The sequence below is a fragment of the Streptomyces sp. Ru73 genome (assembly GCF_002920575.1).
Taxonomy (GTDB): domain Bacteria; phylum Actinomycetota; class Actinomycetes; order Streptomycetales; family Streptomycetaceae; genus Streptomyces.
The window spans coordinates 21,469-36,837 of record NZ_PQSQ01000041.1 but is presented as its reverse complement, the minus strand read 5'-3'; the positions used below and the strand labels follow the sequence as shown (position 1 = coordinate 36,837).

The window sequence follows — 15,369 nt, the reverse complement described above, 5'->3', positions numbered from 1 at the left end:
CCCTTGGAGGGGGCATGAACGGTCTCGACTGGGCTGTGCTCATCGGTTACTTCGGCGTCATGGTCGGCATCGGCGTCTGGTCGCACAAACGCGTCGACGACGTGAGCGACTTCTTCACGGCGGGCGGCCGGATGCCGTGGTGGCTGTCCGGCATCTCGCACCACATGTCCGGATACAGCGCCGTGATGTTCACCGGGTACGCGGGCATCGCCTACCAGTACGGCATCACCTCGTACGTCACCTGGTCCTTCCCCATCGCGATCGGCATCGCCATCGGGGCCAGACTCTTCGCGGGCCGGCTGAACCGGCTGCGCTCCCGGCTGCACGTCGCGTCCCCCCTCGAATACCTCAAGGCGCGCTACAACCTGCCCACCCAGCAGGCGCTCGCCTGGTCCGGCGTGCTGCTGAAGATCGTGGACGTGGGCGCCAAGTGGGCCGCGATCGCGACCCTGCTGTCCGTGTTCACCGGGGTGTCGATCAACCAGGGCATCCTGATCACGGGCGTGGTCACGGCCGTGTACTGCACGGTCGGCGGGCTCTGGGCGGACGCCCTCACCGAGCTGGGGCAGTTCGTGATCCAGCTGCTGGCGGGCCTGGCGATGCTGGTGACCGTGCTGGCCGAGCTGGGCGGCGTCAGCGCCCTGTGGACCGTGTGGGGCGACCTGCCGGACACCCACACGCAGCCGACCGTCGGCCCGTACACGCTGACCTTCCTGCTGGCCTACCTGTTCATCAAGACCTTCGAGTACAGCGGCGGCATGTGGAACCAGGCGCAGCGCTACATGGCCACGGGCAGCGCCCGGGAGGCGCAGCGCTCGGCCCGGCTGTCGGCGGTGCTGTGGTTCGTCTGGCCGCTGGTGCTGTTCTTCCCGATGTGGGTCGCGCCGCTGCTGGTCAAGGCGGAGAAGCCGGACGCGTCGGACTCGTACGCGCTGCTGACCGAGCGGCTGCTGCCGCACGGCCTGCTGGGGCTGGTCATCGTGGGCTTCTTCTCGCACACGATGGCGATGTGCTCCTCGGACGCCAACGCCATCTCGGCGGTCTTCACCCGGGACATCGCGCCGGCCGTCTCGGCGAAGGCCCGCGGCTGGACGCACCGCGCCGGACTGGTGGCGGCGCGGCTGTCGACGCTCGCCTTCCTCGGCCTGTCGATGGCGATCGCGACGCAGGTGGACTCGCCGGCCTTCGCCGGCATCATCTCGGTCGTGATCAAGTGGGTGGCCGGGCTGGTCGGGCCGATCTCGATCCCGTTCCTGCTGGGGATGCTGCCGGTGTTCCGCCGCTCCGGCCCGGTGGCGGCGCTGGGTTCCTGGGCGGCCGGACTGTTCGCCTTCTGGCTGACGAACTACGGCATCGCGGGCCTGTCGCTGCAGATCCAGATCGTCTCGCCGGTCGCCGTCTCGCTGGTGCTGTTCGTACTGATCGGGCTGGTGAAGCCGGAGGCCACGCCGGAGCGGGACGCGGTGCTGGCGCGCATCAACTCGGACGGCGACGACGACGGCTCCGGAGGCGCGGCGGCACTGACCGTACCCGGGCAGGCAGCTCCGCAGGGCCAGGAGAAGCCCGTGTAGCGGCGCCCTGAGAGAGGCTGCGGGTACTGCGCGCCCTGAGGGGCTGCGGGTGCTACGCCCTCGGGTAGCGCGCCAGCCAGCCCGGTGCCGAGTTGCCGGGCCCGTGCAGTGCGGGCCCCTGGGTCATCTCCATGGCGAAGTCGTCGGCGAGCTGGAGGACGGTGGCACGTCCCTCCAGCTCCACCAGCCAGACCGGCGGCAGCGCCGTCTCGCCGTGCAGCGTGCCGAGCAGGTTGCCGCAGAGCGCGCCGGTGACGTCGGAGGGCCCGCCGTGGTTGACGGCGAGCAGCAGCCCGTGCCGGATGTCCTCGGCGACCAGCGCGCAGTACACGGCGACGGCGAGGGCGCCGGCGGCGTCCCCGGCCTCCCCCAGCGCCTCGACCCGGGCGGCGGTGGGCATGCCCTGCCGTACGGCGCCCAGGGCGCGCTTGAGCGCGTCCGTGGTGTCCTCGTGGCCGGGGCGGGTCGCCAGGTGGGCCAGGGCCTTCTGGACGGCGCTGTCGAGGTCCTCACCGCGCGCGAGGGAGTGGACGACGACGGCGAACGCGCCGGCCGCGAGGTAGCCGGTCGGGTGGCCGTGGGTCTGCGCCGCGCACTCCACGGCGAGCTGGAAGACCAGCTGGGGTTCCCAGCCGACCAGCAGCCCGAAGGGCGCCGAGCGCATCACCGCGCCGCCGCCGTCGGCCTGCGGGTTGCGGGGCGCCTCCAGGGTGCCCATGACCTGGTCGCCGAGGCCGGTGAGGCAGTCGCGGGCCGGCGCGCGGCGGGCGTACAGCCACTCCTCGCGGGCCAGCCAGCCGTCCTCGGCGCGGCGCTCGTCCGGGCCCCAGTCGTGCTGGGTGACGGCCCAGCGGCGGTAGGCGCGGTACAGGTCGGTGGGCGGGTGCCAGGCACCGGTGTCGCGGCGCACCTGGGCCCGTATGAGCCCGTCGACGGAGAACAGGGTGAGCTGGGTGGCGTCCGTGATGGCGCCGCGCCGTCCGAAGACGGGCACGTAGTCGGTGAGCCCCTCGGCGCCGTGTGCCTGGCGGAGGGCGTCCAGGGAGGCGTCGGCCGCGCCCGCCCCGAGGGCGTCGCCGATCGCCCCGCCCAGGAGGCAGCCGCGCACCCGGCTGCGGAAGTCCTGCTGCTCGGCGCGGCCCCAGATGGCGTTCGCGCTCACTGTGTCCCTCCCGGCACTGCGCCCTCCCGGCCGTGCTCCCGCTCCCGACGCCTCGTGACGCCCGTCTGACGGAGGGCACTGTAATAGACAAAGATTCAGCCATCAGTGGGCAGGAAGGGAATGCGAAGAGGCGACCATCGAGCGGCTTTTGATCGGTAACGGAACTTTCCGTTCAGCTGGGCAATATGGGCACAGGAGTCATCCTCCGCCCCCGCCGTGGGCATGCTCCGTCCATGTCCGAGTACGAGTGGGACCGCACGACCATGGCCGTCGTCGCGTGCGCGCTGGCCGGGGACAGCGAGGGGGCGGTGGAGCTGCTGCGGCCGCTCCCCCAGCGCGACACCTGCCACATCGCCGTCCGGCTCGCGGCGATGGCCGCCGACGCGCTCATCACCGCGGCCGAGGACGCCGGCGGCGACCGGGCCGAGGCCCTCGCCCGCTGGCAGCAGTGCATCCTCCAGCACGAGACGGAGCACGGCGGCGAGGGCTGACGGGCGCGGGGCCGCCCGGCGGCGCGTGGCCGCCCTGCGGTGGGGACGGGGTGTGCGGGGCCGCCGGTCGCCGGACGGCCCCGCACACCGCTACTCCAGTACCGGCAGCAGCTCCGGCAGATGGCCGTCGGAGCGCCGCGCCGCCTCCTGCCGCTCCTCGGGCACCGGACCGTACGTCGTCGTACGGGCACGGGCCGGACGCCCGGCCTCCTCGGCGATCGCGACCAGGTCCCGCACCGACCGGTACGAGCCGTAGCTGGACCCGGCCATCCGGGAGATGGTCTCCTCCATCAGCGTGCCGCCGAGGTCGTTGGCGCCCGAGCGCAGCATCTCCGCCGCGCCCTGGGTGCCGAGCTTCACCCAGCTGGTCTGGATGTTGGGGATGTGCGGATGCAGCAGCACCCGTGCCATCGCGGTCACCGCACGGTTGTCGCGCGAGGAGGGCCCCGGACGGGCGATGCCCGCCAGGTAGACCGGCGCGTTCGTGTGGATGAACGGCAGGGTCACGAACTCCGTGAAGCCGCCCGTCTCCTGCTGGATCTCCGCCAGCAGCCGCAGATGGCCCAGCCAGTGCCGCGGCTGGTCCACGTGCCCGTACATCATCGTCGAGGACGACCTGATGCCCAGCTCGTGCGCGGTCTTGACGACCTCGACCCAGGTGGCCGTGGGCAGCTTGCCCTTGGTGAGCACCCAGCGCACCTCGTCGTCGAGGATCTCCGCGGCCGTACCGGGAATCGTGTCGAGCCCCGCCTCCTTGGCGGCCGTCAGCCACTCCCGGATGGACATGCCCGTACGGGTCGCGCCGTTGACGACCTCCATGGGCGAGTACGCGTGGACGTGCATCCCCGGGACGCGCTCCTTCACCGCACGCGCGATGTCGAAGTACGCCGTGCCGGGCAGGTCGGGGTGGATGCCGCCCTGCATGCACACCTCGGTCGCGCCCACCTCCCACGCCTGCTGGGCACGGTCGGCGACCTGGTCCAGCGACAGGGTGTAGGCGTCGGCGTCCGTACGGCGCTGCGCGAAGGCGCAGAACCGGCAGCCGGTGTAGCAGACGTTGGTGAAGTTGATGTTGCGCGTGACGATGTACGTGACGTCGTCGCCGACCGCCTCCCGGCGCAGGTCGTCGGCGATGCCGCACAGCGCATCGAGGGCCGGCCCGTCGGCGTGCAAGAGGGCGAGCGCCTCGTCGTCGCTCAGCTTCGTGGGGTCGTCCGCCGCCTGCTTCAGGGCGGCGCGTACGTCCGTGTCGATGCGCTGCGGCACCATCCCGGGTGCCGCCGCCTCGCGCAGCGCCTCCCAGTCGCCGTAGACCTCGTCGAAGTCGTTCCTGCGGTCACCGGTGCGGCCCTCGGTGTCGATGGTGCGGTGCAGGTCCGTCCGGCCCGAGCCGTGCAGCGAGAACTCCTCGTCCGGCTCCTGCCAGGGCCGCCCCTCGACCACCGCGTCCTCGCGCGCCAGCCCCGTCTCGGGGTCCGCCAGCGCCCGTACGTGCGGCAGCAGCCGCGGGTCCAGCCAGGGCTCGCCGCGCAGCACGAACTCCGGGTAGACCGCGAGCCGTTCCCGCAGCCGGAAGCCGCTCTCGGCGGAACGGGCGGCCAGCTCCTCGATCTGCGGCCAGGGGCGCTCGGGGTTGACGTGGTCCGGGGTGAGCGGCGAGACGCCGCCCCAGTCGTCGATGCCGGCCCCGATGAGCCGCCCGTACTCCGCGTCCACCAGGTTGGGCGGCGCCTGGAGGCACGCGGACGGGCCCAGGATGTGCCGCGCGACGGCCACGGTGGCGACCAGGTCGTCCAGCTCCGCGTCCGGCATGCCGCGCATCGCCGTGTCCGGCTTGGCGCGGAAGTTCTGGATGATCAGTTCCTGGATGCCGTGGTACGCGCGGGAGACGCGGCGCAACGCGAACAGCGAGTCCGCGCGCTCCTCGTACGTCTCCCCGATGCCGATCAGCAGGCCGCTGGTGAAGGGCACGGAGCTGCGCCCGGCGTCCTCCAGGACGCGCAGCCGGACGGCGGGCTCCTTGTCGGGCGAGCCGTAGTGCGGGTTGCCGGGCTCGCTCCACAGCCGCTCGGAGGTGGTCTCCAGCATCATGCCCATCGAGGGCGCGACCGGCTTGAGCCGCTGGAAGTCCGTCCAGGACATCACCCCCGGGTTCAGGTGCGGCAGGAGCCCGGTCTCCTCCAGGATGCGGATCGCCATCGCCCGCACGTAGGCGAGCGTGTCGTCGTACCCTTCGGCCTCGAGCCACTCGCGCGCTTCGGGCCAGCGGCCCTCGGGCTTGTCCCCGAGGGTGATGAGGGCTTCCTTGCAGCCCATTTCGGCGCCGCGGCGGGCGATGTCCAGGACCTCGTCCGGGGACATGAACATGCCGTGGCCCTCACGGCGCAGCTTCCCCGGCACGGTGGCGAACGTGCAGTAGTGGCACTTGTCCCGGCACAACCGGGTGAGCGGGATGAAGACGCTCTTGGAGTAGGTGATGACGCCGGGGCGGCCGGCGGCCTCGAGCCCCGCGTCCCGTACCCGGGAGGCGGAGGCGCACAGGTCGTCCAGGTCCTCGCCGCGCGCCTGCAGAAGCACGGCCGCCTCGGCCGCGTCCAGTGCCACGCCGTCCCGCGCGCGCCTCAGCGCCCGGCGCATGGCGTTGGCGGTCGGCGCGGGGCGCCGGTTTCCCTGCGGAGGCTGGTCGGGCCCCTGCGGTGGCTGCTCGGATCCCTGCGGGCTGGAAGTCATCCTCCGAGGATACGAGCGGGCGGCGGGGCGGCCGACGGGCCGCGGAGCCCGTTTCGTGTGCCGATGATCACCCCAGCCGGAGGTTCCCTCCGGCTGTCTTCCGGGCACACTCCCCGCCGCACCTGCCGTGCCACGCGCGCCTCACAAATGGTCCGCGTACGCGTCGAGCGCCCGCAGTACCTCGCCCTCCCCCGCCGCCGGCAGCTGCACGACCACCTCGTCCACGCCCAGCTCCTGATAGTGCGCCAGCTTTCCGGCCGAGGGACGCACCGCGTACGGCACCACCACCGGCTCCCCCTCACGGCCCGCCTCGGCCCACACCCGGCGCAGCTCCGGCAGCGCCTCGGACAGCCCCCGCCCGCCGATCGGCAGCCAGCCGTCCGCGTACTCCGCGATGTGCGCGAACAGCTTCGGCCCCGCCCCGCCGCCGACCAGGATGCGCGGCGCGCCCTTCACCGGCTTCGGGTACGCGTGACTGGCCCGCACCGACCCGAAAGCCCCCTCGTACGCCGTCGGTTCGTCCGCCCACAGCGCCCGCATCAGCGCGATCCGGTCCTTGGCCAGCGCCCGCCGCGACGACCACTCCACCCCGTGATCGGCGGCCTCCTCCACGTTCCAGCCGAAGCCCACCCCCAGCGTGAACCGGCCGCCGGAGAGGAAGTCCAGCGTCGCCACCTGCTTCGCCAGGTCGATCGGGTCGTGCTGGGCCACCAGCGTGATGCCCGTGCCCAGCGCCAGCCGCTCGGTCACGGCCGCCGCCTGGCCGAGCGCGACGAACGGGTCGAGGGTCCGGCCGTACTCGCGCGGCAGCGGTTCGCCCATCGGCGCGGGGGTGTCGCGGGACGCGGGGATGTGGGTGTGCTCGGGCAGGTACAGCCCGGCGAACCCGCGCTGCTCCAGCTCGGACGCCAGCCGCACCGGCCGGATCGTCTCGTCGGTCAGGAAGATCGTGGTCGCGATCCGCATGGCGTCGCCTCCGCGTCGGCCGTCCTGTGCAAAGGGGGTGGTGAGCGCATGTTGCCGCACCTTCCCCGAGTTATCCACAGGCCTTCCGGTCCGTGTCACACGCGCGTACAACAGTTTTCACATGACGCGGCAGATACCTGGCAGAACCGGCGGAGGGGCGGAGATGGACCGGCGCGACATCTTGAGACTCGGCGCCGTCGCGGGCGCGACGGGAGCCCTTACGCTCGCCCCTGTGAGCTTCGCAGGCGCCGAGGGGCGCGCGGACGGACCCGGCGGCTCCGGCGGGCCGGCGGACGAGACCCGGACCGTCACAGGGCACCTCCCGACCGGCGCACCCGACTTCGTGTACGTCCCGGTGGAAGTCCCGCGCGGCGTGCGCGAGATCGCCGTCTCCTACACCTACGACAAGCCGTCCGTCCCGGCCGGCACCAACGGCAACGCCTGCGACATCGGCATCTTCGACGAGCGCGGCACGGAGCTGGGCGGCGCCGGCTTCCGCGGCTGGTCCGGCGGAGCCCGCACGGAGTTCTTCCTCCGCGCCGACGCCGCGACGCCCGGCTACCTCCCGGGCCCCATCAGGCCCGGCACCTGGCACATCGCCCTCGGCCCGTACACCGTCGCGCCCCAGGGCATGGACTACAAGGTCGCCATCACCCTGCGGTACGGCGCGGCGGGCGAGACGCCCAAGCCGGTGTACCCGCCGCAGCGCGCCAAGGGCCGCGGCCGGGCGTGGTACCGCGGCGACAACCACCTGCACAGCGTCCACTCCGACGGCAGACGCACCCCCGCGGAGATCGCCGCGCTCGCGCGGGCGGCCGGGCTGGACTTCCTCACCACCACCGAGCACAACACCACCTCCTCGCACGCCGCGTGGGAGGGCCTGTGGGGCGACGACCTGCTGATCCTCACCGGCGAGGAGATCACCACGCGCAACGGCCACGTGGTCGCCATGGGCACCGACCCCGGCGTGTTCGTGGACTGGCGGTACCGCGCCCGGGACAACGCCTTCGGGAAGTTCGCCCGCGCCGTCCGCCGGGCCGGCGGCCTGGTCATCCCCGCGCACCCGCACGCGACGTGCATCGGCTGCAACTGGAAGTTCGGGCTGAACGAGGCGGACGCGGTGGAGGTGTGGAACGGCCCGTACACCCCGGACGACGAGGTCACCCTCGCGGAGTGGGACAACACCCTGGTCGCGCACGCCCAGGGCCGCGGCGCCTGGCTCCCGGCGGTCGGCCACAGCGACGCGCACCGCGACCCGGACGTGGTGGGCCTGCCGCAGACCGTCGTCCTCGCCGACGACCTCTCCCGGCAGGCGATCCAGGAGGGCATACGGGCGGGCCGCGTATGGATCGCCGAGTCCGCGAAGGTCAGTCTCGCGTTCTCCGTGACCGGCGAGCGCGGGGAGCACGCCGGCATCGGCGAACGGCTGCGGGTGGGCCGTACGTCCTCGGTGACGGCCCGGCTGGAGGTGAGCGGCGCGCCCGGCTGCACGGTCTCCTTCGTCACCGACCAGGGCCTGCGGTACTCCGAGCCGCTGCCGGACTCCGGCTCGGGCACGGTCAGCTGGCGGACCACACCGGACAACGCCGCGTACATACGCGCCGAGGTCCGCCACCCCGCGACGACACCGGCCCTCCCGGGCCCGATGGCGGCGCTGACCAACCCTGTGTTCCTGGGACGGGAGTGAACTGAGGGCGGAAGCAAGCTGAAAACGAGAGGCGGCGGCGGAGGAGGAGGGGTGGGGCGGGGGCGGGGGCGGGGGGAGGCCCCCCGGGGAAGAGAAAAGCGGAGGCGACGTCGGCCCCCTGCCCCGAAAGCCGCCCCCAGCCCCGGCACCCCAGCCCCCGCACCGCGCCTGCCCCGCCCCGCCCCGCCCCGGAGCCTGAGTCCCGGGAGGCAAGCGTGAGGGCGGCGCCCCACCCCGGGCCCTCGGACCTCGTGAGGCGGCAGGAGCGGCGGGACGGGACGGGACGGGTTAACGGGTCGGGGGCACCCGCCGGGGGAAGGGGGCCGTCTGCGCCCCCTCAGTCCTCCACGACCAGCGCAGGCGTGCTGCGGGTCAGGACTTCACCGCGGAAGAAGGCGGGGCTGCGGCGTTGCATGAACAGCATGATGACCAGGCCGAGGACGAGGAGGCCGACGCCGATGACGAAGACCGAGCCGATGCCGAAGACGGAGCTGCCGGTCCCGTAGGCCGGGTCCCAGATGTCGATGAGCGTCTTCACGAAGACGCCGGTCAGCAGCAGTCCGCCGAGTACCGGGAAGACGCCCTTGAAGATCATGTCGCGGGCGGAGTTCCGCAGGTCGGAGCGGAAGTACCAGGCGCAGGCGAAGGCCGTGATCGCGTAGTAGAAGCAGATCATCAGGCCGAGCGCGTAGATCGTGTCGACGAGGACGTTCTCGCTGAGGAAGGTCATCACGGCGTAGAAGACGCCGGTGGCGACGCCGGCCGCGACGGTGGCCCGCCCCGGGGACTGGAAGCGCGGGTGGATGCGCGCGAAGGAGGCGGGCAGCGCCTCGTACGTGGACATCGCCAGGACCGTGCGGGCCACCGGGATGAACGTGGTCTGCAGGGAGGCCGCGGCCGAGGCGAGGACGGCGACGAAGAGCAGCACGCCGAGCGCCGGGCCCATGACCGGCCCGGCGAGGGCCGCGAAGACGTTGTCCGAGGTGGCGGGGTTGCCCAGGCCCAGGCCCTTGGTGCCGACGCCGGAGAACATCTGCGCGGCCACCGCGGTGGTCAGGTAGGAGCCGATGAGGACGACCATGGCGAGCATCGCGGCACGCCCCGGGGTCTTCTCGCTGCCGGCGGTCTCCTCGTTCACGGTGAGGCAGGTGTCCCAGCCCCAGAACATGAAGATCGAGAGGGAGAGTCCGGCGGTGAAGGACGCGAAGGACTTCACCTCGAAGGGGTTCAGCCAGGACCAGTGGAAGTCGATGGAGCCGGCGAAGTCACCGGCCCGGGCCTTGCCGATCGCCATGCCGACGAAGACCACGAGGACGACGAGCTGCAGGCCGACGAGCGCGTACTGCAGGCCCTTGGTCGTGGTCACGCCGCGGTAGCTGATCGCGGTGGCGATGGCGACGAAGGCGAGGCAGGTCAGGACGTGTACGGGTTTGTTGCCGTCCAGCGCCGCGATGGAGTCGCTGCCGGTGAGCTGTCCGAGGAGGAGGTAGAAGAAGGAGGTGGCGACGCCGGCGAGGTTCGACAGCACGATGATCGTCGCGATCACGAGGCCCCAGCCGCACATCCAGCCGATGCGGGGACCGAACGCCTTTACCGTCCAGGTGAAGGAGGTGCCGCAGTCGGGGACGGCGTTGTTCAGCTCGCGGTACGCGAACGCGACCAGCAGCATCGGCAGGAAGCCCGCGAGGAACACCGCGGGCATCTGGAGGCCGACCTCGCCCACGGTGGGGCCGAGCGTGGAGGTCAGGCAGTAGACGGGGCCGACGGTGGACAGCCCGATCACGGCACTGCCGAGCAGGCCGACGGAGTTGCCGCTGAGGCCCTTGCTGCGGGTTTCGCCCGATGCGTCGCCATTGACGCTCGTTACCGTGTCTCCGGCCGGGGGCCGGGGGTCTACCTGAACCATGAACAGGACGTTAAGTCCTGCTGTATTCGCATCCGGAGGGTCGAACTCCACGACCATACGCCTTGCGAATGAAGCCAAGTTGGCGATTCAACCCCGCCTTCATGAGGTGAAACCCCTAAAGCACCACCACTCCCCAAGGTCCAATAGTTGAGAATGGGATTACGTAAACCGCAGCCATGTCCGCTTTGGGTAGGTTCAAAATTTTCCCGTCGGTGTCCGTTATTCGGACTCCCGGTCGCGCCGAACGGCGAGCGCCCGCACCACGGCGCCCGACGTCGCGGCGCCCGGCACCCCGCACCACGGCGCCCGCCGGCGCCGCGGCCTCAGCCCGGCCAGACCAGTGACTGGAGTTCGCTGTACGCGTGCAGGGCGTACGAGCCGACGTCGCGGCCCACGCCGCTCTGTTTGAAGCCGCCGAACGGGGCCTCCATGTTGCGGCCGACGGTGTTGATGCCGACCCCGCCCGCGCGCAGCCGGCCCGCGACCCGGAAGGCGCGTGCCACGTCGCCGGACCAGACGTAGTCGATCAGGCCGTAGTCGCTGTCGGCGGCGAGGGCGACGGCCTCCTCCTCGTCGTCGAAGGGGAGGACGGCGACGACCGGGCCGAAGATCTCCTCGCGGACGATCCGCATGCCGGAGGTGCAGTCGGCGAAGAGGGTGGGGGCGACGTACCAGCCGCTGTCCAGGGCCGGGCGTTCGCCGCCGGTGACCAGCCGGGCGCCCTCCTTGCGGCCGAGTTCGACGTACGTCTCGATCCGGTCGCGGTGGGCGGCGGAGATGACCGGGCCGACGACCGTGGCGCGGTCGCGCGGGTCGCCCACCTTCAGGGCGGCGGCGTACGTAGCGAGCCCGTCGACCAGCCGCTCGTACACGCCCCGCTGGGCGAGGACGCGGGTGGGCGCGGTGCAGATCTGGCCGCTGTAGAAGGAGAAGGTGGTGCCGATGCCGGCCACGGCGGCGGGCAGGTCGGCGTCGTCGAAGACGAGCGCTGCGCCCTTGCCGCCGAGCTCCATCAGCTGGCGTTTCATGCCGCGGCCGCACGTCTCGGCGATGGCCCGGCCGACGGCCGTGCTGCCGGTGAAGCTGACCATGTCCACGTCCGGTGCGTCGACCGCTGCCTCGCCGACGTCGGGGCGCGAGCCGGTCACCACGTTCACCACGCCCGGCGGCACCCCGGCGGCCGCCAGCGCCTCCGCCAGCCGGAAGACGGAGAGCGGGTCCTGCGGCGCGGGCTTGACCACGACGGTGTTGCCCATGGCGAGGGCGGGGGCAATCTTGCCGGCCGGGTTGGCCCAGGGGTTGTTGTAGGAGGTGATGCAGGTGACGACGCCGACGGGCCGGCGGACGGCGAGCGCGCCGAGGACGCCGGCCTTCCCCATGGGTCCGGCCTGGCTGATCTGTGGCGGGAGGGGTTCCTCGACGGGTTCGAGGGCGCCGCGCGCGTACCGGTCGAAGCGGGCGGCGCCGACCGCGACCTGCATGCCGCGTGCGGTGGCGGTGGTGGCGCCGGATTCCGCGCGGGCGAGTTCCGCGTACGGTCCGGCCCGGTCCCGGATGATGTCGGCGGTGCGGGCGAGGATGCGGGCGCGTTCCTCGGGGGCGGTGCGCGACCAGCCGTCGAATGCCTCGCGGGCCGCGGCGGCGGCCGCGTACACCTGTTCCCTGCTTGCCTCGGGGGCGAGGCCGACGACCTCTTCGGTGGCCGGGTCGATCACCTCGTAGTGACCCAGCTCGGGGGCCACCCACCGGCCCCCGATGAACAGCCGCTCCGGCCCCTCGTCCCGAACCACCAGGCGCTCACCCGCGCCGTCACGCGTCACCGGCCCCTCACCCCCGACGCCGGACGTCACCGTGCGCTCCCCCTCCCCATCGCGCGTCACCGGGTGCTCACCGTCTCCGTGTCCCGGCCGGAGCGCAGCACCGTGCCCGGTACGGCTCCGGTCAGCGCGTCGTCGCGCAGCGTCTCCACGCCGTTGACGCGCACGCTCACCACGCCGAGAGCGCGCGAGTCCAGCCGGGGGCTGTCGCCGGGCAGGTCGTGGACGAGGGTGGCGGGCCCCGCGTCGATGCGTTCGGGGTCGAAGAGGACGAGGTCGGCGTGGTACCCCTCGGCGATCCGGCCGCGGTCGCGGAGGCCGAAGAGGCGGGCGGGGTCGTCGGTGAGCATCTTCACGGCGCGTTCCAGGCCGACGAGCTTGCGGCCGCGCAGGCAGTCGCCGAGGAAGCGGGTGGTGTAGGGGGCGCCGCACATCCGGTCCAGGTGGGCGCCCGCGTCGGAGCCGCCGAGCAGCACGTCCTCGTGCTCCCAGGTCTCGCGGCGGAGTTCCCAGCTGGCGGGGTCGTTGTCGGTGGGCATGGGCCACAGGACGGTACGGAGGTCGTCGGCGGCGCAGATCTCGACGAGGCAGGTGAAGGGGTCCTGGCCGCGTTCGGCGGCGATGTCGCGGACGACGCGGCCGGTGAGGCCCTCGTTCTCCACCGAGTAGGTGTCGCCGATGACGTACCGGGCGAAGTCGGTCAGCCGCCGGAAGACGCCCGCCTCCTTGCTCTCCGCGCGGCGGAGCATGCCGTCGCGTACGGCGGGGTCGCGGAGTCTCGCGATGCGTTCGGGTACGGGGAGGCCGAGGACGTCGCCCCAGCCGGGGATGAGGTTGAGGGCGCAGAAGGTGTCGAGGGACATGTTCATGGGCGTGAGGATGGGCATGGTGAGGGCGACGATGCGGCCGCCTTCCTTGCGTGCCCGTTCGCTGGCGAGGAGCTGGCGCGGGACCCGTTCCGGTACGGCGGCGTCGATGGTGAGGACGTTCCAGTTCAGCGGTCGTCCGGCGGCCACTGACATGGCGACGAAGAGGTCGATCTCGGCGTCGGAGAACTGGTCGAGGCAACCGGCGACGATGGCTTCCAGCTGGGTGCCTTCGTGGTCGGCGACGACGCGGGAGAGGGCGAGCAGTTCGTCGGGGCCCGCATGCCGGGAGGCGACGGGTGCGCCGTCGCCGTCGGAGTGGGAGCTGGACTGGGTAGTGGACAGGCCCCAGGCGCCGGCGTCCATCGCCTCGTGGAAGAGCCGCAGCATTTCCCGGAGTTGCCCGGCTGTGGGCTGTCCGCCGATGGCGTCAGGACCCATGACGTGGCGGCGGAGTGCGCAGTGGCCGACCATGAAGCCGGCGTTGACGGCGGTCCGCCCGTCCAGCGCGCCGAGGTAGTCGGCGAAGGTGTGCCAGTTCCAGGGCGCGCCCTCTTCCAGCGCGACCAAGGACATGCCTTCGACCTTGCTCATCATGCGGCGGGTGTAGTCGGCGTCCTCGGGGCGGCCGGGGTTGAGCGGGGCGAGGGTGAAGCCGCAGTTGCCGCCGACGACCGTCGTCACGCCGTGGTGCATGGACGGGGTGGCGTACGGGTCCCAGAAGAGCTGCGCGTCGTAGTGGGTGTGGGGGTCGATGAAACCGGGTGCGAGGACGAGTCCTTCGGCGTCCTCGGCCGTGCGGGCCGGTTCGGCGACGGTGCCGGGTTCGGCGATCACGGCGATCCGGCCGTCCCGGATGCCGACGTCCGCGGCGTACGAGGGTGCGCCGGTGCCGTCGACGACGGTGGCGCCCTTGATCAGGTGGTCGAGCATGGTGCCGGTCCTCCTCTCGGACGCGGGGTGTCAGCCGGCCGCCCGGCGGAAGCGCGTGGTGCGGTGCACGGGGTCCGTGTCGATCTTGGGGATGACGTGTTCGCCGAGCAGCTTGATGGTGGTGAGGGTGTCCTCCCGGGAGATGCCGACGGGCAGGCCGAAGGAGAGCTGGTCGGCGCCGGCCTGTTCCCAGCGCTTGCACTGCTGCAGCACCTCGTCCGGGTCGCCGCAGATCATCAGTTCCTCGGCGATCAGCAGCTCGATGATCTCCTCGGTGTAGTCGGGGAGGAGTTCGGGCCACCGCGGGATGCCGTCGGGCCGGGGGAAGGTGTCGTGGTAGCGGAAGAGCAGCGACTGGAGGTAGTTCAGGCCGCCGCTGACGGCGATCTCGACGGCCTTCTTGTGGGTCTCGGCGCAGATCGCGGTGGAGGTGACCATGACGTTGTCGTTGACGAAGGCGCCGACCGGTTCGGCCTCCTGGATGGCCGACTTGTAGGACTCCAGGACCCATTCCATGTCGGAGACCTTCTGCACGCTGAAGCCGAGGACGCCGAGGCCCTTCTTGGCGGCCATGGCGTAGGAGGGCGGCGAGCCGGCGGCGTACCACATGGCGGGGTGGCCGGTGCCGTACGGCTTGGGGAGGACCTTGCGGGGCGGGAGTTCCCAGTGCTTGCCCTTGAAGCCGACGTACTCGTCCTGGAGCCACATCTTGGGGAACTCCGCGATGGTCTCTTCCCAGATCTCCTTGGTGTGGTTCATGTCGGTGACGCCCGGCAGGAAGCCGAGGATCTCGTGGCTGCCCGCGCCGCGACCCGAGCCGAATTCGAAGCGGCCGCCGGACAGGTGGTCGAGCATGGCGACCTTCTCGGCGACCTTGACGGGGTGGTTGACGGGGGCGAGGGGGTTGAAGATGCCGGAGCCGAGGTGGATGCGTTCGGTGGCGTGCGCGAGGTAGCCGAGGAAGACGTCGTTGGCGGAGAGGTGGGAGTACTCCTCCAGGAAGTGGTGCTCGGAGGCCCAGGCGTACTTGAAGCCGGACCGGTCCGCCTGGATGACGTACTCGGTCTCCTCGATCAGCGCCTTGTGCTCGGCTTCCGGGTCGGCCTGGGCGCGCGCCGCCGGTACGTATCCCTGTACAAAGAGCCCGAATTCCAAGGGGTCCGCCCTCCTCGATTTTCTGACGTACCGTCAGATCGAATGCGTCGACTGTTCCACCGGGGTCCGGCCGGGTCAAGAGCTG

At 72.0% G+C, this 15,369-nt stretch carries 10 protein-coding genes; 3 read left to right on the top strand and 7 right to left on the bottom strand.

The window, feature by feature from the left end; all coding sequences use genetic code 11:
* Positions 1-14 precede the first annotated feature (14 nt).
* A complete protein-coding gene (locus C3486_RS19070) occupies positions 15-1,571 on the top strand; it encodes a sodium:solute symporter family protein (RefSeq protein ID WP_103833935.1) in 1,557 nt (518 codons plus the stop codon).
* 52 nt (positions 1,572-1,623) lie between these two features.
* On the opposite strand, the gene C3486_RS19065 is transcribed toward C3486_RS19070, so the two are convergent.
* The gene (locus tag C3486_RS19065) at positions 1,624-2,733 is read right to left on the bottom strand and encodes an ADP-ribosylglycohydrolase family protein (RefSeq protein WP_103833934.1); all 1,110 of its coding nucleotides are present in this window, start codon (positions 2,731-2,733) and stop codon (positions 1,624-1,626) included.
* A gap of 233 nt (positions 2,734-2,966) precedes the next feature.
* On the opposite strand from C3486_RS19065, the gene C3486_RS19060 reads away from it, so the two are divergent.
* Complete coding sequence (locus C3486_RS19060; protein WP_103833933.1) at positions 2,967-3,224, top strand: hypothetical protein; 258 nt, start codon at positions 2,967-2,969, stop codon at positions 3,222-3,224.
* Between the two features lie 90 nt (positions 3,225-3,314).
* Here C3486_RS19060 and C3486_RS19055 read toward each other — a convergent pair whose 3' ends face one another.
* Positions 3,315-5,954, bottom strand: a complete 2,640-nt coding sequence (locus C3486_RS19055; protein ID WP_103833932.1) for a bifunctional FO biosynthesis protein CofGH — start codon at positions 5,952-5,954, stop codon at positions 3,315-3,317.
* A gap of 141 nt (positions 5,955-6,095) precedes the next feature.
* The gene (locus C3486_RS19050) at positions 6,096-6,920 is read right to left on the bottom strand and encodes an LLM class F420-dependent oxidoreductase (protein WP_103833931.1); all 825 of its coding nucleotides are present in this window, start codon (positions 6,918-6,920) and stop codon (positions 6,096-6,098) included.
* Positions 6,921-7,083: 163 nt separating this feature from the next.
* On the opposite strand from C3486_RS19050, the gene C3486_RS19045 reads away from it, so the two are divergent.
* A complete protein-coding gene (locus C3486_RS19045; protein WP_181138605.1) occupies positions 7,084-8,607 on the top strand; it encodes a CehA/McbA family metallohydrolase in 1,524 nt (507 codons plus the stop codon).
* A gap of 337 nt (positions 8,608-8,944) precedes the next feature.
* Here the strand turns inward: C3486_RS19045 and C3486_RS19040 are convergent, their stop codons facing one another.
* From C3486_RS19040 to C3486_RS19025, 4 genes are all read right to left on the bottom strand, one after another.
* On the bottom strand, positions 8,945-10,513 hold the full coding sequence (locus C3486_RS19040; protein ID WP_103833929.1) for an APC family permease: 1,569 nt from the start codon (positions 10,511-10,513) through the stop codon (positions 8,945-8,947).
* 323 nt (positions 10,514-10,836) lie between these two features.
* Positions 10,837-12,333, bottom strand: a complete 1,497-nt coding sequence (locus C3486_RS19035; protein ID WP_374936895.1) for an aldehyde dehydrogenase family protein — start codon at positions 12,331-12,333, stop codon at positions 10,837-10,839.
* A gap of 56 nt (positions 12,334-12,389) precedes the next feature.
* Entirely contained in the window at positions 12,390-14,129 is a 1,740-nt protein-coding gene (locus tag C3486_RS19030) for an amidohydrolase family protein (protein WP_103833928.1), read from the bottom strand.
* A 30-nt stretch (positions 14,130-14,159) separates the two neighbouring features.
* Positions 14,160-15,284, bottom strand: coding sequence for an LLM class flavin-dependent oxidoreductase (locus tag C3486_RS19025; RefSeq protein WP_103833927.1), 1,125 nt, complete (start codon positions 15,282-15,284; stop codon positions 14,160-14,162).
* Positions 15,285-15,369: the final 85 nt, after the last annotated feature.

Excerpts from the sequence above, each read along its gene's own strand:
- C3486_RS19070 (WP_103833935.1), top strand. The coding sequence starts at position 15 with ATGAACGGTCTCGACTGGGCTGTGCTCATCGGTTACTTCGGCGTCATG.
- C3486_RS19060 (WP_103833933.1), top strand. The coding sequence starts at position 2,967 with ATGTCCGAGTACGAGTGGGACCGCACGACCATGGCCGTCGTCGCGTGC.
- C3486_RS19055 (WP_103833932.1), bottom strand. The coding sequence starts at position 5,954 with ATGACTTCCAGCCCGCAGGGATCCGAGCAGCCACCGCAGGGGCCCGAC.
- C3486_RS19050 (WP_103833931.1), bottom strand. The coding sequence starts at position 6,920 with ATGCGGATCGCGACCACGATCTTCCTGACCGACGAGACGATCCGGCCG.
- C3486_RS19045 (WP_181138605.1), top strand. The coding sequence starts at position 7,084 with ATGGACCGGCGCGACATCTTGAGACTCGGCGCCGTCGCGGGCGCGACG.
- C3486_RS19040 (WP_103833929.1), bottom strand. The coding sequence starts at position 10,513 with ATGGTTCAGGTAGACCCCCGGCCCCCGGCCGGAGACACGGTAACGAGC.
- C3486_RS19030 (WP_103833928.1), bottom strand. The coding sequence starts at position 14,129 with ATGCTCGACCACCTGATCAAGGGCGCCACCGTCGTCGACGGCACCGGC.